We start from the raw sequence: 19,903 nt of genomic DNA on the forward strand, positions 1-19,903 counted from the left end.
GCCGGTCGGGGGTGCCGTGGTATTCGGTTGGGGTGTGGAATTCGTCCCAGTTGATGCCGGTGCCGTATCGCATCGGGATTCCGGTCGTCTGCCATGCACCCAGCGGGCTGCGTTCCCAGGCCTCCCGGTAGAGCGCCTCGATTTGTTCGTCCGTGACGGCGTTGGCCGCGAGCCACGCGTCGGGTTCCGGATGCCCGGTGTGCTGGTGGCACCACCAGCACACCGCCTTGATCTGCCGCACCAGGGACAGGCCCCGGTGCCGGCGTAGCATGTCGCGGATGCGTGCGTTCCATGACTCGATGAGGTTGTTCGTCGGCGGGATCGGCGCCGCGCACCCCTGCGGCGGTTCGACGAACGTGAACAGGTGCCCCTCGCGGATGCGTCTGCGGATCATCCGGCGCGCCTTGGCGAGACGCCGGTGCTGGTCGGCGACGGTGCCGTCCTCCCGGCGGCTTTTCTGGTCGAGGAACTCCTTGTGGTCCTGTTCCCACTGGTTGTACGACGCCAGCCATTGCGCCGCGGAATCGGCGTCCGAGACGCGCGACAGGGCGACGGCGGCCTTCCTCAGGCTTTTGCCCGCCTCGAGACGCGGCCTGAGGCCGGTCAGTTCGGTGATGTTCATGCACACGTGGAACAGGCAGCGCTGCACGCGCGTCGAGGGCCAGACCGTGCGCAGCGCCTTGAGCACGCCGCCTCCCCCGTCGCACACCGCGGCCAGCGGCGGCGCGATCCTCGACAGCAGCGACGACCATGCGGCGCAGGTCTCGTTCCTGGCCACGTGCCATCCGATGACATGGCCGTCGGTGACCGCGATGAGCACGACCGCCTTCCGATGCAGGTGGATGCCGTCGAGGTGCACCACGTCATGCGCCGACCGGTCCAACGGCACCGGCGGCCATAGGCTCCACATCAGTGTGTTGGCGCGTCTCAGGCTCCTGGCCGGTATGCGGCGTTCTGCCTGGCTGTCCTTGGAGAACAGCCAGTCCAGACCGGCGCGCAGGTCCGCGGCGGCGCGGTCGTACGACCTGATCGCCGACGCGCCGCAGGCGCTGTCCTTGCATCGCCACCTGGTCCTCCCGGCGCTGGCCGAACCGTTCTTCTTCATCATCCCGTGGCATTTGGGGCATCGTGGAGTGTTCATTCCACCAATCTGGCACATTCGAACCGCCAGCATGCCTTGCGCCGCAACGGGTCTGTGCCGATTCTGGACACACATTCTGGCCGGGCTCGAAAGTGGCGGCATGAGGATTCGAAACCGCGACACGCCCGGCAGGACAACCCCTCACACCCGATTCCGGACACGCATTCTGGCCTATGACTTGCTTTCCTTTGGTTGTGCCTTTTGTTGCATGTGGAAAATAGCCGCGCTTGGATGGATTGCTTTCTGGTGTTCCTTTCAGTAGTTGCGATTGCAATCTTGAAGATTGGTGATAGCGCCGGCCTTTCAATAAGATTGCCGCATCAGGTGAATTGGCGAATATTCCGATTGGAATAATTGTGATATAATGGGCGCATAGTCGCAGACAGCTGCGCAGATGAGCGAAAGGAGCCTCTGATGTCCATCGAATTGGGGAATAGGATGCGTGATTTGATGCGGCAGCACGGGATAACCCAATCGCAACTTGCAGCGCGATCTGGAACAACCCAGCCAAGCATTTCGAAATATCTCTCGGGTGACCGAGAGCCTACTGCAAATACGCTTGCCAATATCGCAACCGTACTGCATACCACTTCAGAATACCTCCTAGGATTGCCTGAATCATCTGTCGATACCCCATTTGGCAGGATTAAAGCATACTGCGAAAGGCATGGCGGCGATCTCAGTGAACAGGAAACAAGAGAGATTATCATCGCCTTGCTGGCGGCAAGAGGAAAGGGGGATCGTGATGGGATTCATCGTCAATGACCCCACTTTCTACCAAGAACTGAAGTGGAGTGTTGTAAGCGCCTTTAAGAAACTTGGCTACATAAAAATACCGGTTGATCCTTCAGAGCTGCTCGAAGCCCATGGGATTCAATCGTTGGCATATCAATCGATCTACGATTCATCCTCTTTGCATGATTTGGTAATGCTATGTCGTTGTCCTAGTGGTTTCTCGTTCACGCTTACGACGCGTGGGGGATGTCAACGCTTTGTTGCATGCAACCTTCAAGAATCGCCGGGAAGGGTGCGCTTCACCAAGTTGCATGAAGCGGGACATCTTCTTCGCGGGCATGTTCAGGGAAGTGAGACAGCTGAAATCGAGGCCAACTTTTGGGCAAAATACTCCATCGCGCCGCCGGTTCTTGTCGAAACATTAGGTTTGTCATCCGTTGAAGAAATTGCACAGCGATTTGGGATCTCGACGGAATGTGCCTCGCATATTATGAGTCAGCACTCCAACTGGCTTCGTCATCGTCAAGATGACAAAGATATTGACGACGCCATTCTTGAGCTTTACCACAACGGTTTGCTATTGGAAAGAAGGAACGATGAACAAACTGAGTTGACGCAAATCATGAAATAGGAAACGGTGTGCGAACCGGCAAGTTCGCACACCGCATATCAGACGATCACAATGAATCATCCGGCAATGACATTGTGCCACCGTTTGAAGCATTATCCGGACCATTAGGAAGGATGGGCACAACATGTCCAATTATACAGTTCATTACAAGTCCCGAAAGGACAATTTCCACGGGTACATGGTTGACGGGGCGACTTTTGCGCGGCCTTTTGACATCCCAATTATGCAACCATGCCACGTCATCCCCAAGGAACTGATTTCCTTTAGCGAAGCGATGCGGACGTCGCGCGATATGTCGAACGCTTTTGTGCACTTCTATGAACATGATGAAAAAATAGAACGATTTTGGAATAATCCTAGAAAATATATGTCGAAACTCAGGAGTTTCGCTGGAGTCATTGCCCCTGATTATAGCCTTTGCCGCGACTTTCCAGAATCATTGAAAATTTGGAATACGTATCGCAATTACGCATGCGGTTACTGGCTTCAGTCTCAGGGGCTAGCCGTCATTGCAAATATCAGACTTTCTGGGAAAAACTCCGAATCATATGCCCTCGCGGGAGCTCCAAGGAATAGCGTCATCGCCATTGGGGCGCACGGAAATATACGTTTCCCGGACAACCAGGATTACTTCTTCACGGATGTCGCAAAAGCGGTCAATACGTTGCACCCAACTGCGATTATTGTGTACGGAACGGACTCATATGGAATGTTCGAATATCCGAGAGCGCTCGGCATTCCTATCCATTTCTTCAAGAATCATCGGTACGCTGAACTTGAAAGGACCGCTCGTAATGACGAAGCCGCCGAGCAACGTTTTCAAGTTATTGCATGAAAATACTAAGGAAACGCCAGTACGATTAGTTCATGGAGGGTTCACAACAAAAATCAACCATGGTCAACAGAAGAAGCATATCGTTGGGACAAATAATTATGCGCAAGAAATTGCAAAGGGGAATACGAAAAGTATATTCTATGGGACAGTAAAGGATGCTCAAGAGCTTGTCAATGAATATGCCGGTACGGGGCTTTGGTTTCCAAAGTCACATGTCGAGAAAGTAAACTTTCATCGTGTAATCGGGCTATGGGTCAATCCCGATACCGGAGAAACACGCCAAACAACTTGCGGAACAATTCACTACAGCGCCAAGGGCGCGCATATCGTGCCAGCTTATCCGGAGGAAGAATAGATGTGGTATCACAAAGAAGAAAAGAACACCGTAGGAATTCTATTGGAATACGGTATTGCCCATGGCGACGAACTGCTTACACTAAAGTATGGCGAGCATGAGGAGTATGTGTGCAGGTTTCTCACTTCATACGAGTCCGATAACATTGCGGATGTTGAGAATTCCGGTGCGGCATACAACGAGTTCATCGTCGTTGCCTATTCCGTGGTTGCAACCGTAGTCCCGGGGGAACATTTTTCGCAAGGTGACGGGGGTATCGAAGTCACATATTTGGACATGCCCAGCATGGTCTCAGATTCACGCGGGCGGATTATCTATCCCCGTGCGTTGGTCGGCAGTGTTGATGAGTCGGCGGCTGGATGATATTTTCCGCGAGTGGTTATCCCGAAGTCTTAACAATTCTGTTCAATATCCCGATTCGCTGCCGACGTTGAGGAGCTTGTTCGGGTATCGGACGGAAACGGGGATGAGTGGCGTCACTGGTCGGTGCTTGTGGCCATCCGTGTTGAGCTATTCCGTGATGATGCATCGCCTTGCGACATGCCATACGGCAGTAGCGATGGATGACAATGAGGCATGTAGTTGTCAAATTCACTCGTTTTCCAGCGCGCCGCATGTTACTTTCCCTGTCTCTACTTGCTTCGGTTCTGAGGCGTCGCTGATCTCAGCCTTGTGCGGGGCATCGGGCTGAAATCTGACAATCTCCGATTTTCGTCCAGTTTTGCGAGATATTGAGAAAAAGTCTGAACATCTCGTCGGTGATGCCTGTTTTTGGAAGTTTTTGAGACTCCATCGTCTGGTCGTCGGTATGGTGTGGCGGATGGAAGCTTGGAATTTCAACGATTCTACGATTACGGAAGTTCGTCATGCTGGCTGGGAATCTCAAAAAATCTCGGATTTCGTCTCTGCGGAGAGTTTTCGAGAGATTTTTCTGAACATCTCTTCTGAACATGCCGATTCGGCGAGATGTTGAGATGTTGCGCGGCCGGGATGCCGGGATTGGTCGCGCAGGATGGGAATCGGGGAATCGACGAATGGCCGCCGATTTCCCGACCTTCTGCCGACGCTGACGCGGTCCCCAGTGTCGGCAGAAGCAGGGTGATGAGCGGGCAGGGCTCACGCGGGTACAACATACGTGTGTGCGGCTCACGCGGGTGCGATATACGCAGGCACGAGCTCATGCGGGTGCGGCTCACGTGTGTGCGGCTTACGAAGGCATAGACTTACGTGCGCACGGGCTCACGCGGGTACAGCATATGCGTATCCGGCTGACGCGGGCACGGTCTCACGCGTTCGCGATTCGCAGCAGCGTTTTGCCTTGCGAGTGGCCTGACCTGACTTGTTCGAGCGCGTCGTTCACCTGGTCGAGCCCGAATGTCCGGTTGATGGACACGCTGAGCGGGCGTTCCGCGGGGAAGAGCTCGCTGATGCGCCCGAGCTGCGCACCGTCGGCGTGGACGAACACGAAATCGTAGGTCTGATTCTTGCGCGCAGCCATACGGTCGTATTTGCGCCCCGCAAGGCTGAACAGCATCCGTTTGAACAGCGGCAATCCCGCGCGTTTGGCGAATCTTCCGTTAGGAATGCCGCGGAGTGAGACGAGATGACCGCCGGGTTTGAGCACCTGGAATTCATCGGGCAGTTCGCGCTCGCCCAAGGAGTCCAGCACGCAGTCGACATCGTGCAGCACATCGGTATAGCGCCGGGTCTTGTAGTCGATGAATATGTCGGCGCCCAAGTCGCGGACGCGTTTTTCGTTGCGGGCACTGCCATTGGTAGCGACGGTCAGCCCCATGCGTGAGGCGATGGGGATGGCCATGGCCCCGAGGCTGCCGGTCCCGCCTGAAATGAACAGCGTCTGCCTCGGCTGCGTTTCCATGAGTTCCAGCGATTGCAAGGCGGTGAGCGCGGTCAGCGGCACGCATGCGGCCTCTTCCATGGACAGATAGTCAGGCACGAGAGCGAGCGCGGATTCGTCCACGGCGGCATATTCCGCGAACGCGCCGATTTTGGCGAGGGGCATGCGGCCGTACACGCGGTCGCCGGGCTTGAACCGACCGCTGGCGGACCGCACGATAGTCCCCGAGAATTCGTTGCCCATGACCAGTGGCGTGCGATAGGGCACGATGAGGCGCACGTCCCCGCGGATGATCATATTGTCCAGCGGGTTCGCCGCCGCCGTGTGAATCTGCACGAGCGCTTCGCCGGGGCCGGGTTCGGGTGTGGGGATATCTCGCACATCCAGAGGCGCTCCGTGTCGGTCGTAGTGGTCCAGCATCGCTGCTTTCATTGCGGTCTGCCTTCCTTGTTGCCCTATTGGGCGTTGACGGTATTGCTGTTGCCGATCGCGCTGCCGCTGTTGACGGCGCTCTTGGCATTGGTGCGGTTGATATGCGCGCGCATTTGTGCGATGCAGTCCGCCAGCGTCGCTGTCGCAAGTTTGGTTTCGACCGTCCGCTCGGCCTCGCGGAACATCCCGGTCAATACGGGGCGGATATTGCGCCCCACGATGCATTCGTCGCTGGGATTGTGGTGGATGTCGAAAATGTGGACTTCGTCGTGTTGCTCGACCGCGCGATAGATATCGAGCAGTGCGATGTCCTCCGGCGGTTTGAGCATGGCGAATCCGCTCGAACCCCGTCGGCCTGCGATGATGTCTGCATGGCTGAGGAGCGCGGCGATTTTGCGGATGTAGCTGGCGTTGGTGCCGACACTGTGGGCGATCTGTTCCGAATTCATCGGGGTGTCGGCCTCGTGGATGAGGATCAGCATGTGGATTGCCGTTGAGAATTTCGTGTCCACGGTTCCGCTCCCATCGTGTCGTCAGAGATGAGATAAATGTATCACAAGCTGATACATTTCGATGTGGGCGAATCCGAGTGCAAGGCGCAGGGGAGCGTCGTCCGCCATGCGCGCGGCCGCGATGATAGGATGTCACTATTGCTTAGCCGTTGTCCTACCTACGATTCGAGGCGTATCCATGCTCGTGTTCCAGAACGATTACAGTGAAGGCGCTCATCCTGCGATCCTGAAGCGTCTCGCCGAGACGAATATGGAGCAGCTGCCGGGCTACGGTACCGACCATTACTGTGAGGCCGCCCAGGAGAAGATCCGCCAGGCGTGCGCTTGCCCGCAGGCGCAGGTCCGCTTCATCTCCGGCGGCACGCAGGCCAATCAGCTGGTCATTGACACGATGCTGCAGCCGTATGAGGGCGTGGTCGCCGCGGAGTCCGGCCACGTGAACGTGCATGAGGCGGGCGCGATCGAGGCGACCGGGCACAAGGTCCTCGCCATCGGGCAGCATGACGGGCTGATCGACGCCGGCGAGCTGCGCGAGTATTGCGGGACCTTCTACGCCGACGGCAACCACGAGCATATGGTCTTCCCCGGCATGGTGTACATCTCGCACCCCACCGAGTACGGCACCTTGTACACGAAGGCGCAGCTCGAAGCCATCGCGGCCGTCTGCCACGAGTATCACATGCCGCTGTTCATCGACGGCGCCCGCCTCGGCTACGGGCTGGTGGCGTCCGGCACTGACGTGACGCTGCCTGATATCGCCCGGATCGCCGACGTGTTCTATATCGGCGGCACGAAAGTGGGCGCGCTGTTCGGTGAGGCCGTGGTGTTCACCAAAGGCAACATGCCCAAGCATTTCACCGCGCAAATCAAGCAACATGGCGCATTGATGGCGAAAGGCTGGCTCATGGGCCTGCAATTCGACACGCTGTTCACCGACGGGCTGTATACGCGAATCGCCCGCAACGCGGACGGGATGGCCGACCGCATCCGCGAAGCCCTGCGCGCCAAGGGCTACCGGATGGTGTACGAGAACACGACCAACCAGATTTTCGTGAGTCTTGACCATGCGACCATCGAACGGCTGGAACGTGAGGTCCGCCTCGGCTTCATGGAACGGTATGACGACGATCATACGGTGATGCGGATCTGCACCAGTTGGGCGACGACCGCCGAGTCGGTGGATCGGCTGATTGACCTGCTGTAGCGTGTGTGCGTGAGTTCGTGAGTGCATCGCTCTCAGCTGAGTTCGATGACCTATGTCGCTTTGACGGACCCTCTGGAATCGTTGATTTTCCGCACTTTGCGCGTATTTGACGAGGATTTTGAATCGGTTTCCAAGGAACATTCAGGAAACATGGAGAAGTGGCGGCTTTACTCATAGGTAGTGCAAGGCCGAACGGAATGTGCGGCCGTGAGTTAGGCGAAAAGGAGTAATCATGGCTGATACCAATACCGGTTGGGAAAACCAGCCCGACCAGCCGCAGGACGACGCCCGGCAGACCGTACCCGTGCCGCCGGCCGACCAGACGACAAACGATACGTCATACACGGGGGAGAGCGGCGAAGAACAGCCGACCTCCGTCATCGATACGAATACGCCGGCTGCGGAAGCCGACAACGATACGAACGCCACACAGCAGCCGCCGGCATACACGCCGGCACCCGAATACGGGGCGTACGGGCCGGTCCCGACATCGCAGACCCAGCCCGTGCAGCCGGTCGGGGCCACCCAGGAGCTTCCCCCGCAGCACCAGCAGAACCCGTATGGTGCCTACGCCGGCGGATATTACGGCAATGACACGGGCAACATCGGCGCACAGCCGACCGGTGCCCAGCAGCCGTACGGCGAACCGTCAACGAACCCGGGGGCCCCGCAGGCGCCCATGTTCCCGCCACAAGACCCGAACGGCCCGCAGGGACCGTTCAACGCCGGTGCAGCGCCCCAGAACCCGGACGGGCGTCCCGCAGCACGTAAAACCGCGAACAACGTGGTCGTCGCCGTCGTCGCGGCACTGGTCGCGGCGGTCCTGTGCCTCGGCGTCGGCTATGCGGCCATCACCAACGGCTGGGTCACTGTCCCGACCACCAGCTCGCTCAGTGGCGTGTCCTCGAACACGTCCGGCTCGGGCAGCACCAACAGCAAGACCACCAGCACCGACTGGACCACGGTCGAGAAGAAGGTCTCGGCATCCGTGGTGTCCATCCAGTCGACCATCAGCGGCGGCGTCGCCAAAGGCTCCGGCGCGATCGTGGACACCAAGGGCTACATCGTCACCAACAACCACGTGATTTCCGGCGCGACGGCAATCCAGGTGACGCTCGCCAACGGCGACATCTACTCCGCGACCGTCGTCGGCACCGACAGCACCACCGATCTGGCGGTCATCAAGCTCGACAACCCGCCGAGCGACCTGACCGCGGTGAGCTTCGCCGATTCCGACAAGCTGGCCGTCGGCGAAGGCGTGATGGCGATCGGCAACCCGCTCGGCTACGAGAACACCGCCACTACCGGCATCGTGTCCGCCGTGAACCGCCCGGTCTCCGTGACCGACGACAACAACAACGAGGTCGTCACGAACGCCGTGCAGATCGACGCGGCCATCAACCCTGGCAACTCCGGCGGCCCGACCTTCAACGCGGCCGGTGAGGTCATCGGCATCAACTCCTCGATCGCAACGGCGTCCTCCAGCTCCTCGAGCTCCGATTCCAGCGGTTCGATCGGCATCGGCTTCGCCATCCCGTCGAACGTGGTCAAGACCATCTCCGAGGAAATCATCAAGGACGGCAAAGCGACGCATGTCGTGCTCGGCGTGACCGTCAAGAGCGCGAACGTGGAAGCCGACGGCGTGACCCGCGGCGGCGCCGAGATCACCTCCTCCGGCACCGGTTCCGCAGTGACCTCCGGCAGCGCGGCAGACAAGGCCGGTTTGAAGGCCGGTGATACCATCGTCGCCTTCAACGGCAACGCGGTGACCAACAGCTACTCGCTGCTCGGCTACGTGCGGGCCGCGACGCTCAACGAGAAGGTGACGCTCACCATCGTGCGTGATGGCAAGACGATGGACGTGGACGTGACCCTCGACCAGGCTGAAACCTCCACGAGCTCCAACAGCTCGAACGGATCCGGCAACAGCGGCAACAGCGGTAACAGCAACGGCAACGGCAGCAACGGAAGCGGCAACGGTTCCAACGATGACGACGGCGGTGTGTTCGACCCGTTCGGCCTGTGGTAAACCCCGTTCCCGCTGACTGAGCGGCCAGGGCTGACTGAGCGGCCCGGATAACGAAGGCCCGGCACGGACTTGCGAGTCCTGCCGGGCCTTCGCCGTACTCGTGGCGGAAGCGGCGCAAGGACTGTACGGCCATAAATCGGCCACGGATTGGCCACACCACAGATTGCGTGACAGATTGCGGGCTACAGGATGACCATCGCCTGGGCGCTCGCCGGCTCGTCGTAGTGGATCATGAGGTCGAAATCGGCCTGCCGAATTGGCAGTTGATACGCGTCGACAAGCGTCTCGCCGTACGGCTCGTCAATCCACGGGTCGTCGACCAGCAGCGTGCCGTCGGTCAGCGTGCCGGTGACTGTCACCCAGTGAGGGCAGGTCACGCCATGCATGACATGCTCGTCAATGAGCACCAGCGCCACATGCCCACCATCCAGCCGCTTCGCGACATCCGCCGCGGTGAAGGACGTGATATCGACGGGAATGCCGGTTGTGCAAGCCTCCGTCGCGAAATGCTCCTGCACGTCCCGTGACATTGCGACGTCGATCATGCCCATCGCACCATCCGCTGGATTGAGCACCGGACCGGTCTTTGAAACGACGATGCGTGGATTCTCGCCGCGTTTCACCGCGCTCAACGCCAAGCCATACGGTTCGCACGCCACGGCAATCGTCGCCTCACGCCAGATATGCAGCTCGTCCACACGGTTCGCCGTCACTTGCGGATGCAGCCGGTGCATGGCGTTCAACAGTGACACCGGGCCGCACGTGAACTCCGTGGTCTGGCGGTAATGCTCATACTCGCCCAGCGGACGCCAGGATTGCCCGTTACAGGTCGTCATCGCCTGTTCGCCGTAGACTCCCGGCTCCGTTTTCACCGTGACCACGTGCGAATCATGGATTGCGTGCAGTGCCGCATACTCGACAAGCCCATTGCGCAGGCGTTCGTCGCCGCTGAACGCGCACAGCTTCTCCTGCGCGGTGTGCGGACGGTGATACCCCAGCAGGAACGCGGTATCGCGGCCATCGCTGGCCGTGTACACCGTGCGTTCCAACGCGCCTTGCGCCCGGACCAGTGCGGCACGTGTGATCTCCGGCAGTTTGAGGTAGATGGAGCGGATATCGTCACACGCCTTGGGATTGGCAGCGCGGATTGTGTCCGTGTGCTCGGCTTGCTGGGGAATATCCTGTGCCCGGCCGCTTACCGATTGCGGGACGGGAATCGCACGGTACAGGACTTCTCGCATGTTCTGTGCGCTTTGTGCGTTCTCTTCGGCGCTTATCATTGACGTTCCTGTGTCGTAGGGGTCGCGGACAGCGCCTGCGGCACCGAGGCGATGAGCTTGCGCGTGTACTCGTGCTTCGGGTGGTCCATGACTTCGGCGGTGGTGCCCTCTTCGATGACTCGCCCGTCGACCATGACCGCAATCCGGTCAGCGATACGCCGGACCGTATCAAGGTCATGCGAAATGAACAAAATCGCCAGATCCGTGCGATCACGCAGGGATAATAAGGTTTCCAGCACATGCCGTTGCACATTGGCATCCAACGCGGTCACCGCCTCATCGGCCACCAGCAGTTTCGGCTGCGGGGCAAGCGCGCGGGCGATGGCCACACGCTGGCATTGCCCGCCAGACAGCGTACCCGGCTTGCGGTCCAGATACTGCGCTTCCAGCCCGACAACATCCAAGAGCCGGCGGATATGCGCGTCATCGGCCGGCTCGCCTGCCGCGTGCAGCGCTTCCGCCAGCGTCTGCCGGACCGTCATCGTCGGATTCAACGACTGATACGGGTTCTGGAACACGAGTTGTGCCACATGCATCGACCAGCCGGTCATACCGCCGTTGCCATCCGCATACTTCACATCGCCGGAATCCGGGCGCTCCAGATGGACCAGGCAGCGCGCGACCGTGGACTTGCCGGAACCGGAGGCGCCCACCAGACCGAGGATCTCGCCGGCATGCACCTCGAGCGAGACGTCGTCGACCGCAGGTCGGGAAGCGCCTGCGAAGCGCTTCACCAGATGGTCCGCCCGCACTACGGCACTGCCGATGGCCGGGCGCGCCGTCTCGCCGATGCCGGCGTGGGCGGCCAGCAGTTCGCGCGTATACGCGGTTCGCGGATGCCGGATGATGCCGTCCCGGCTGCCGGTCTCGACCACCCTGCCGTCGCGGAACACCGCCAGATGGTCGGCACGCTCCGCGGCAAGCGCCAGATCATGCGTAATCAGCACAAGCGTCAGCTGGCGTTCGTCACGCAACCGACCCAACAAGTCCAGTACGCCGCTTTGCATCTGCGCGTCGAGCGCAGTGGTCGGCTCATCGGCGATCAGAATCTGCGGCTGCGGCGCGAGTGCGGCGGCGATGGCCACACGCTGGCGCATCCCGCCTGACAATTCATGCGGGTAACGGTCGGCGACACCGGCATCAAGCCCGACATCCGTCAACAACCGGCGTACACGGTCGCGGCGCTCGGCACGGGAACCTTCACGCATGCCGACGGCAATCTGTGTTCCGCAGGTGTGCAGCGGGTCAAGCGAGGAGAACGGATCCTGCGGAAGCCACACGATCGCGCCGCCGCGCAATACGCGCCACGAGCGCTCGCCGCCCGCGAGATCCACTGTGTCTCCCAGCAGGCTGTAGGAGCCTTGCACGCTCGCCGACCGGGGCAGCAGCCCTGCGAGGGCTTTCGCGGTGAGGGATTTGCCGGAGCCGGATTCGCCGACAATCGCCGTGGTGTCGCCGCGCGGAATATCCAGATCGACGCCGTGCAGCAGTTCGGTGTCACCGATACGCACCTTGAGATCGCGAAGCGTGATGGCGGGATCCTGCGGGTTCTGTTGGTTTTGATGATGCTGTGCGCCAATCTGCGAGCCGCGTTTCCTGATGTTCATCGCTCACCCCTATCCGCACGCGCGGTGATCCAATCACCCACGATGTTCATGGCCACCGAGACCACGATGATGGCGATGCCGGGTGCGATCGCGGTCATCGGGTTGTTGAACAGCTGGTCGCGCGCATCCGAAAGCTGCCGGCCCCAATCGGCGGCCTGCGGCGAGATGCCGAGCCCGAGGAACGACAGCGACGACAGCGATACCAGCGCGTTGCTCATGTCGAGGAACATGGCCGCGCCGACTACCGGCCGGATCACCGGGAACACGTGGCGGGCGAGGATGTGCGCCGGGCTGAGTTCCAGCAGCCGCGCGGCATCGAGGAACGGGTCGTGCAGATGCGCCAGCGCCGCGGACCGCACCAGGCGGATTTCGTAGGGCGCGTACAGCAGCGTGAACACGAGTACGTTCACCCAGTAGCCGCCGCCGATCAGGCCGGCGAGCACAATGGCGAGCAGCAGCGTCGGCAGGGAAAGCATGAGTTCCACTACGCGGGAGATCAGCCAATCCACCCAGCCGCCCGTATATGCGGCGAGCAGGCCGAATACAAGGCCGATCGCCATCGCGCCGACGGCGATCGCCACCGGGCCGGCGATGGCTGTGCGGGCGCCGGCGACGGTCAGCATGAACACGTCACGGCCCAGCGCGTCAGTGCCCCACACGTGGCCGTCCGTGCCGGCAGGAACGGCGCCGAGCACGATATCCTGCTTCAACGCCTGCGAATTGAACGATGGGATCAAGCCGATAACGGCGGTGACCAGAAGAATCAGCGTGGCCACCAGCATGGCCCACGAGCCGCTCATCGCACGGCGGATACGCGCGGGCAGCGGCAACAGGCGAGGGTGCTGTGGCGTTGCGGGCTGTGGTGTGGACTGTGGCGTTGACGGGCGGGTCGGCTGGGAAGCCGGTTCCTGCCGACCCTGTTGGGGTCGAGCCGGCGCCGAACCCGGAGCCTGAGCCGAAGCTTGTGTCATATCGGACATCACGCCTCACCTTCCTTGTTCGCCGGCGCGTCGGCGGAATCACGGTGTCCGCCATTCGGACGCAACCGTGGATCAACCAGCGCGTACAACGCGTCGATAATCGCCGTCGTCACGCAGATGACGGTCGCCAGCAGCAGCGTCACCGCCTGTACGACAGGAATATCCTTGAACGTCACCGACTCCTGAAGCAACGTGCCCAGACCTCCGATTGAGAAGGTCGTCTCCACGATCACCGTGCCGGAAATCAGCGAGGCGATCAGCAATCCGGACGACGTCATGATCGGCAAGGCCGCATTACGCAACTGCCAACGGGTAATCGTGCCGCGGGGAACGCCTCGCGACTGCGCGAACAGCGTGTAATCCGACTCCACCTGTTCGAGCAGCGAGGCGCGCGACACCTTGATCACCGCGGCAAACAAGCCGACCGCAAGCGTGATCGCCGGCAACAGCAAATGCGGCAAGGCGTCGGCGAAACTCCCGTCGCCCAGCCCGTACACGGGGAACCAGCCCAGCTTGACCGCGAACACGTAGAGCAACAGCAGGCCGACCGCGAAACTCGGGGCGCTCAGCCCGACAACGGCCAGCGCGGTGATCAGCCCGTCACGCCATGTGCCATGCCGTTTCGCGGCAATCACGCCCAACGGCAAGCCGATGAGCAGCGCGATCGCAAGGGCCATCAGGGCCAAGGTCAGCGTAATCCACGTGCGCTGCCCGATCATCTGCGACACCGGCAGCTGCGTGCGGATCGACGTGCCGAAATCCCCATGAACCGCGTTGCCGAGCCATATCGCATACTGCTTCCACAACGGCTCGTCAAGATGATACTGGTGGCGGATCGCGGCGAGCTGCGTCGCACTGACCTTTTTGGCGCCTGCCAGCGTGCGCGCCGGATCGCTATTCGTCAGGTACAGCAGGCCGAACGTGACCAGCGACAGCACGAACAGCAGAATCGCCAGATTGAGCAGGCGTCTGCCAATGAACTTCGCGACTTTCACAAATCCGCCTTTCGTTACGATGCGCATCTGGACCGGGCCCCGCCGGAGCGTCGGGGCGGAGGGAATGGCTTGTCGCCCGCGACGGAATCCGCCACGGGCGACAAGCCATCAGTCACCGGACAGCCACATGCGATAGCCTCCGGCAACTGGTATCACGTGTCACGTATCAGGCTACGCGTTCTTGCTGAAATCCGCCGCCCAATTCGTGCCGAGCCAGTACGTGCCGATCTTCGCGAGCTTCACGCCCTTCGCCGTGGCGACCACCGACTTGCCCCAGTAAACCGGTGAGTAGATGTCTTCATCCAGTGCGGTCGTAGTGCTCTTCAGCACGAGCGCCAGCTTGTCGGACTCCTGTTCCAACGTGCCGACCTTCTCGGTTTCCGCGGCGACTTCGGCATTGCTCCAGTTCGCCGGGTTCGTGCCGGAACCGCCTGCCGCGAGCAGCCAGGACGTGATCTCGTTCGGCTGCGGGGTGGTCGGGTTGTAGATCATCCAGCCGATGCCCTGCTTGCCGTTGCCGATCTCGCTCAGCCACTGCTCCAGCGGGATCTCCTTCACGTTGATGGTGATGCCGAGTTCCTTGAGATTCTGCGCGATGGCGAGCGAAGCCTTGCCGACCTGCGCGTAGCCGGTCGGGTAGGTGAGCGTCGCCGTGAAACCGTTCGGCTGGGAGGACTGCTTGAGTTCAGCCTTCGCCTTCTTCAGGTCATAGCTGATCGCGGGAAGCTTGGCCACCTGCTTGGAGGCCTTGCTCGCGTCATTGTCGGTCCAGCCGGCCAGCTGCTCCGGGGAATCGATACCCGTGGCGACCTCGCCGTAGCCCTTGAGGATGCCGGAGACGATGGACTTCTTGTCCACCGCGTACGAGACGGCTTTACGGACGTGAATATCGTTGAACGGGGCGACATTCGGATCGAAAGTCAGACCGTAGTAGGAGCGGTCGGAATACGCGGTGGTCGAGCCGCCGTTCGTCTTCCACTGGGCGACACTCGTCACCGGCACGTTGAACGACACATCCACCTTGCCGCTGGTGAACGCCAGCTGACGGGTCGAATCCTCGGTCACGAAATCGATGCGGACCGTCTGCGGACCATTGTTCTTGCCCCAATAATCCTTGAACTTCGTGAGCGTCACATGGCTGGACGGGTCGAACTCGGTGACCTTGTACGGGCCGGTGCCGACGATGAGCTTCTTGGACGAGCCGTAATTCGAACCCGCCTCATCGTAGAACTTCTTCGACGTGACGAACAGGCCTGCCACGTTGGACACCTGGATCGGGAAATCGCTGTGCGGGCTGGACAAGGTGATGGTGATCTGGTTGTCGCCGGTCTTCTCGGCGGACTGCACATAATCAGGCCAATACACCGACAGACCCGGGGATTTCTTCGAATCGCGGGCCACGTTGATCGCGTACACGATGTCGTCGGCGGTCAGCATGCTGCCGTCATGCAGCTTCACGTTCTTGCGCAACGTGAACACCCACGACTTGTTATCGCTGGACTTCCATGACGTGGCGAGCGCCGGGATGACCTTGCCCGTGCCGTCGACACCGGTGAGACCCTCCTGGTAGAGGGCGGCCAGCTGGTAGTTCGCGCTGCCCGCCTCCTGGTTGACGCTCAGCGTGCTGACCGCCGACGAGATGGCGACCGTCAGCTTGTCGGCGTCGCCTGACGATTTCGCAGTGCTGGAGCCGCAGCCGGCGAGCGTGAGAGTGAAGGCGGCGATGGCCGCGATGAATGCTACGAATGCCGGTCGGCTGGTGTGGCTGATGTGGCGGATGCGGCTGGTACCGTTCGTACCGCCGGGGCGAAGCGTGTGGCGCATGGTTGGCTCCCTTTCTCCCGTGTTCCGTGCCTGTTCGCGTGAAGCGCTGTTCTCGCTGTTCTGCATACAGGCATGCAGGATGTGTTGTGCTCTCCAAAGTATTCCCGTCCCGCATCACGGGGAAATTACCGGCACGCGCGATGTGCGGCGGTATGGCAGCGGTCTCGCGCTCGCTATAAGTAATTCGTATCGCTGGGGACAGCCGATTCAGCATATCAGACGACGCGCCGGGGCATCGGGTTCTGTCGTCGGCGGAAGGCGGAGGCGGTGCGGGGGTGTGGTGGGGTGACGGAGCGGGGTGGCGTTGCGGGGGATTCCAGAGTGGTGCGCGGGTCGCGTGTGTTCCGGCATGCGCAAGGCGACGGATGTAGGTCGATGCCGCGGGGATGCTCGGCAAATGGTTGGTTGCGTATGTCCCGGGACGTGCAAGACGCCGGACGTCAGCCGATGCTTCGGTTCGGCTGACGGGCCTGCCGTCCTGCGTATGGCCAGACATACGTGATTGGACAGACACGGAACGGCTAGGGTCGCGCTGTTGTGCCAATCGCCTTCGAGGGCTCGAGCCGCGACTTTGTGAGTCCTGGCTCACACAGTGGCCGGTTTCGTGATTCCGGACTGGCGTGTGGATTGCTGCGAGTGTCGTTGTGTGAGGATTCGCTCACGCGATGACAGTTTGACTGGCAAGAATCTGCTGTTTCCCCGTGCCGGCGGGCTGTTGTGTGAGGATTGGCTCACACAGTGGCAGTCGGGGCGGCTAAAATCCGCTGACTTGTCGCTGTGATGGGTGTCGATGTGAGTGCCGGCTCACATAGTGAGGGCCGGGCTGGTTGAATCGGCCTGATTGAGTGGTCTCTGGGGTGTCCGTGTGAGTCTGGGCTCACACAACCGGCATCGCGGTGGCTGGATTGGCTCTATTCGACACTCCTGGGGGCGCCTTTGTGAGTCCCGGCTCACACAACAGCCGGCTCGTACCGGGTAATCACCCAGTGCGGGCCGGCCGAAGTGGTGGTGAGAGAGGTGGAAGAAAGAACTTGCGAGAAAAGTCACTCCCCGAATTCGCGCTCGCAGATGCGCGTCATTTCAGTGACGCAGGCATCCGCAATGAGCTTGCCGCGTTCGGCTGTCGCCCCTCGTGGATCTGCCAGTCCGCCGTAATCAGGGACATCGCCTTGGCGAACGGGATAGCGCACATATGGTTTCGCTTCGGCGTTGCCCGTGAACACGACGCGATCCATGTGCACCAGTTCCGGGGCATAATGCAGCAGGAGGGAGGTTTCCGTCACGGCGGCGTGCTCGAGGGCCCAACCGGGGAATTCGATGCCATCGAACACTTGGCGGTTCACTTCTTCTGGCAGCGGGTCCCACCAGTTTGATTCGACGATGGTTGTTTTTCCCCCGGTCTCGCGGGTGACCAGATCGATGGCTTCCACGATGAACGCCTCGTTTTCGAAGTGGGCGTTCATGACGACGATCTTGGTAAAACCGTCATCGATGAGCTCGTGCAGGATATCGTGCATCTGGTTGATGACCGTCGTGCCGTTCATGTCGATGGTGCCCGGGAACAGCGGGCCGCCTCCGGACAGGGGCTTTGACTTGTAACCGTAGGACAGCGTCGGCATGACTGTGCCGTCAATCGCCTTGGCGAGGTCGAGGGAGATACGGTCGGCGATGATGGCATCCGTGCTGAGAGGCAAGTGCTGGCTATGCTGCTCTGTTGAGCCGATGGGAACGATTACCGGCTTGTTCTTACGTGCCGCGAATTGCGGCCAGGTCATTTCCGCCATGCGATAGCTCATGGTGATCCTTTCTGTGTTGTCTGTTGCGTGTGAGTGCCATTGCGTGCCAGGTAGGCCGCTGTCAGATGGAGGCGAGGTCCTTATCTGTATTCTCGTGCGACAGGATCATCGCCACCAGTGCGATGCATGCGATGCCGACCATGTACCATGCCGGAGACATCGTCGATTTGGTCGTGTAAATCAGCCAAGTGGCGATGAATGGTGCCGTACCGCCGAAGAGTGCGTTGGCGAGGTTGAAGCTGAATGCAAACCCAGTGAAACGCACGTTGGTTGGGAACGTCTCGGTTAGATAGCTGGACAGGGTGCCATCGTTCGCGGTGAGTGTGGCGCACAGGGCAAGCTCGACCAGCAGCACCGGCCAGAACCGTCCGGTGTTCAGGATAGCGAAAGCGGGGACGGTGAGCACGATGAATGCGACGCACGCTCCGATGAGGACCTTCTTGCGGCCGAATCGATCAGAGATATGCCCCATGCCGAATACGAGCAGCACATACAGGACGAGGCAGATGGTGGTGATGGTCGAGGATTGGGTGGTGTCCATGCCCACGGTTTCGGAAAGGTAGGTGGGCAGGTAGGTCAGCACCGTATAGAAACCGACGGCGTTGAGCACACTGGCACCGAAGCTGATAATGAGCTCACGCAGATGGTCGCGGAACAGCACCTTGAGTGGTGACGCGCCATCGGCTGCAGTCTTCTCCTTGTTCTCCAAAGCCTGTGTCATTTCCTCATATACCGGTGAATCGGCGAGCTGGGTGCGGATGTAGTGCACGATGAGGCCGAGAGGACCGGCGAGCAGGAACGGGATACGCCAGCCCCACCCGGACAAGGCGGTAGTACTGAGATTCGATGTCATCACGGTCGCGAGCGTCGAGCCGGCGAGCAGGCCGATGGCGGTGGACGCCGGAATCAGCGAGCAGTAGATGCCACGCTTCGAAGAAGGTGCATATTCGCCAAGGAAAGTCGCGGCACCGGCATATTCACCGGAAGCGGAAAAGCCCTGGACCATGCGCAGCAGCAGGAGCAATCCCGGTGCCGCAAGGCCGATGGCCTCATAGGATGGCAGACACCCGATAAGGAAGGACGCGCCGCTCATCAGGATGATGGACAGTGACAGGGCGCTCTTGCGGCCGCGCTTATCCCCGAAAGAACCCCAGAACAGGGCTCCAATCGGACGAAGAATGAACGACAAGGCGAAGACGCCGAAAGTCTGCATCAATGCGACAGTGCGATCCGAGGCCGGGAAGAATACGGTCGCGATGACGGTGGCGAAATAGGAATAGGAGGCGTAATCGAACCATTCGATGAAGTTGCCCATGAAGGATGAGACAGCGACCTTACGGACCATTGTCTGCTGTTCGTCGTCTTGTGGGCGTTCCCAGGTGCTCATCACCTGGTATTCCGTGGCAGCGCTCATGACAGGACCTTTCTCGAGTGCGGCGTGATGCCCGATGGGGCGGTCCGCCGGAATGCTTGCGTTGCCTCGTACTATCGCCGGGATGATTTGCGCGATGGTGAACCGGTGATTACGGTGTCGGAGCGATAAATGGACAAATTGTCCAGTTGTTGAGCGTGGGTGAAGCGTGCTGATTGATTCGGGCCGATGATTTGCTGGGCGCCTTGACTGATGCGTGTGCGTCGGTTACTAGGTTCGTGACTATCGCCAGGTTCGTGGCTGTCATGGCTTCCCGG

16 protein-coding genes and 1 pseudogene are annotated in these 19,903 nt (G+C 60.4%); 7 read left to right on the forward strand and 10 right to left on the reverse strand.

Annotation, left to right across the window (positions count from 1 at the left end):
• Positions 1-19: 19 nt before the first annotated feature.
• Positions 20-1,141, reverse strand: a pseudogene (locus WD012_RS03275) (IS1249 family transposase); the annotation flags it as partial.
• 414 nt (positions 1,142-1,555) lie between these two features.
• On the opposite strand from WD012_RS03275, the gene WD012_RS03280 reads away from it, so the two are divergent.
• From WD012_RS03280 to WD012_RS03300, 5 genes are all read left to right on the forward strand, one after another.
• Positions 1,556-1,906 carry a helix-turn-helix domain-containing protein gene (locus WD012_RS03280; RefSeq protein WP_339562366.1) on the forward strand — a complete coding sequence of 117 codons (351 nt, stop codon included), beginning with the start codon at positions 1,556-1,558 and terminating at the stop codon, positions 1,904-1,906.
• Positions 1,887-2,507: an ImmA/IrrE family metallo-endopeptidase gene (locus WD012_RS03285; RefSeq protein WP_339562367.1), complete on the forward strand. Its 621-nt coding sequence runs from the start codon at positions 1,887-1,889 to the stop codon at positions 2,505-2,507. The genes WD012_RS03280 and WD012_RS03285 overlap by 20 nt, the downstream gene beginning before the upstream one ends.
• Positions 2,508-2,631: 124 nt before the next feature.
• Positions 2,632-3,342, forward strand: a complete 711-nt coding sequence (locus WD012_RS03290) for a DUF4417 domain-containing protein (RefSeq protein ID WP_339562368.1) — start codon at positions 2,632-2,634, stop codon at positions 3,340-3,342.
• Positions 3,302-3,697 (forward strand): polymorphic toxin type 50 domain-containing protein, encoded by a 396-nt coding sequence (locus tag WD012_RS03295; RefSeq protein WP_339562369.1) that lies wholly within the window; start codon positions 3,302-3,304, stop codon positions 3,695-3,697. Before WD012_RS03290 ends, WD012_RS03295 begins: the two co-directional genes overlap by 41 nt.
• Positions 3,698-4,060, forward strand: a complete 363-nt coding sequence (locus tag WD012_RS03300) for a hypothetical protein (protein ID WP_339562370.1) — start codon at positions 3,698-3,700, stop codon at positions 4,058-4,060.
• Positions 4,061-4,982: 922 nt separating this feature from the next.
• Here WD012_RS03300 and WD012_RS03305 read toward each other — a convergent pair.
• Together WD012_RS03305 and WD012_RS03310 are read right to left on the reverse strand one after the other, a co-directional pair.
• Positions 4,983-5,987, reverse strand: coding sequence for an NADP-dependent oxidoreductase (locus WD012_RS03305; protein WP_339562371.1), 1,005 nt, complete (start codon positions 5,985-5,987; stop codon positions 4,983-4,985).
• A 23-nt stretch (positions 5,988-6,010) separates the two neighbouring features.
• Positions 6,011-6,499 carry an Rrf2 family transcriptional regulator gene (locus WD012_RS03310; RefSeq protein ID WP_339562372.1) on the reverse strand — a complete coding sequence of 163 codons (489 nt, stop codon included), beginning with the start codon at positions 6,497-6,499 and terminating at the stop codon, positions 6,011-6,013.
• A 178-nt stretch (positions 6,500-6,677) separates the two neighbouring features.
• Between WD012_RS03310 and WD012_RS03315 the strand changes: the two genes are divergently transcribed.
• A complete protein-coding gene (locus WD012_RS03315; protein WP_339562373.1) occupies positions 6,678-7,703 on the forward strand; it encodes a threonine aldolase family protein in 1,026 nt (341 codons plus the stop codon).
• A 232-nt stretch (positions 7,704-7,935) separates the two neighbouring features.
• Positions 7,936-9,732, forward strand: coding sequence for a S1C family serine protease (locus WD012_RS03320; protein WP_339562374.1), 1,797 nt, complete (start codon positions 7,936-7,938; stop codon positions 9,730-9,732).
• 182 nt (positions 9,733-9,914) lie between these two features.
• On the opposite strand, the gene WD012_RS03325 is transcribed toward WD012_RS03320, so the two are convergent.
• The 7 genes from WD012_RS03325 to WD012_RS03355 form a co-directional block, all read right to left on the reverse strand.
• Positions 9,915-11,012, reverse strand: a complete 1,098-nt coding sequence (locus WD012_RS03325; RefSeq protein ID WP_339562375.1) for a peptidase C39 family protein — start codon at positions 11,010-11,012, stop codon at positions 9,915-9,917.
• Complete coding sequence (locus tag WD012_RS03330) at positions 11,009-12,619, reverse strand: ABC transporter ATP-binding protein (protein ID WP_339562376.1); 1,611 nt, start codon at positions 12,617-12,619, stop codon at positions 11,009-11,011. The genes WD012_RS03325 and WD012_RS03330 overlap by 4 nt, the downstream gene beginning before the upstream one ends.
• Positions 12,616-13,599, reverse strand: a complete 984-nt coding sequence (locus WD012_RS03335) for an ABC transporter permease (RefSeq protein ID WP_339562377.1) — start codon at positions 13,597-13,599, stop codon at positions 12,616-12,618. Before WD012_RS03335 ends, WD012_RS03330 begins: the two co-directional genes overlap by 4 nt.
• Positions 13,599-14,594 carry an ABC transporter permease gene (locus WD012_RS03340; RefSeq protein ID WP_339562378.1) on the reverse strand — a complete coding sequence of 332 codons (996 nt, stop codon included), beginning with the start codon at positions 14,592-14,594 and terminating at the stop codon, positions 13,599-13,601. Before WD012_RS03340 ends, WD012_RS03335 begins: the two co-directional genes overlap by 1 nt.
• A gap of 171 nt (positions 14,595-14,765) precedes the next feature.
• Positions 14,766-16,418, reverse strand: coding sequence for an ABC transporter substrate-binding protein (locus tag WD012_RS03345; RefSeq protein ID WP_339562379.1), 1,653 nt, complete (start codon positions 16,416-16,418; stop codon positions 14,766-14,768).
• 1,043 nt (positions 16,419-17,461) lie between these two features.
• Entirely contained in the window at positions 17,462-18,202 is a 741-nt protein-coding gene (locus tag WD012_RS03350) for a creatininase (RefSeq protein ID WP_422614355.1), read from the reverse strand.
• A 73-nt stretch (positions 18,203-18,275) separates the two neighbouring features.
• On the reverse strand, positions 18,276-19,628 hold the full coding sequence (locus WD012_RS03355) for an MFS transporter (protein WP_422614349.1): 1,353 nt from the start codon (positions 19,626-19,628) through the stop codon (positions 18,276-18,278).
• Positions 19,629-19,903: the final 275 nt, after the last annotated feature.

The organism is Bifidobacterium thermophilum, assembly GCF_037482445.1.
Classification (GTDB): Bacteria; Actinomycetota; Actinomycetes; order Actinomycetales; family Bifidobacteriaceae; genus Bifidobacterium; species Bifidobacterium thermophilum_B.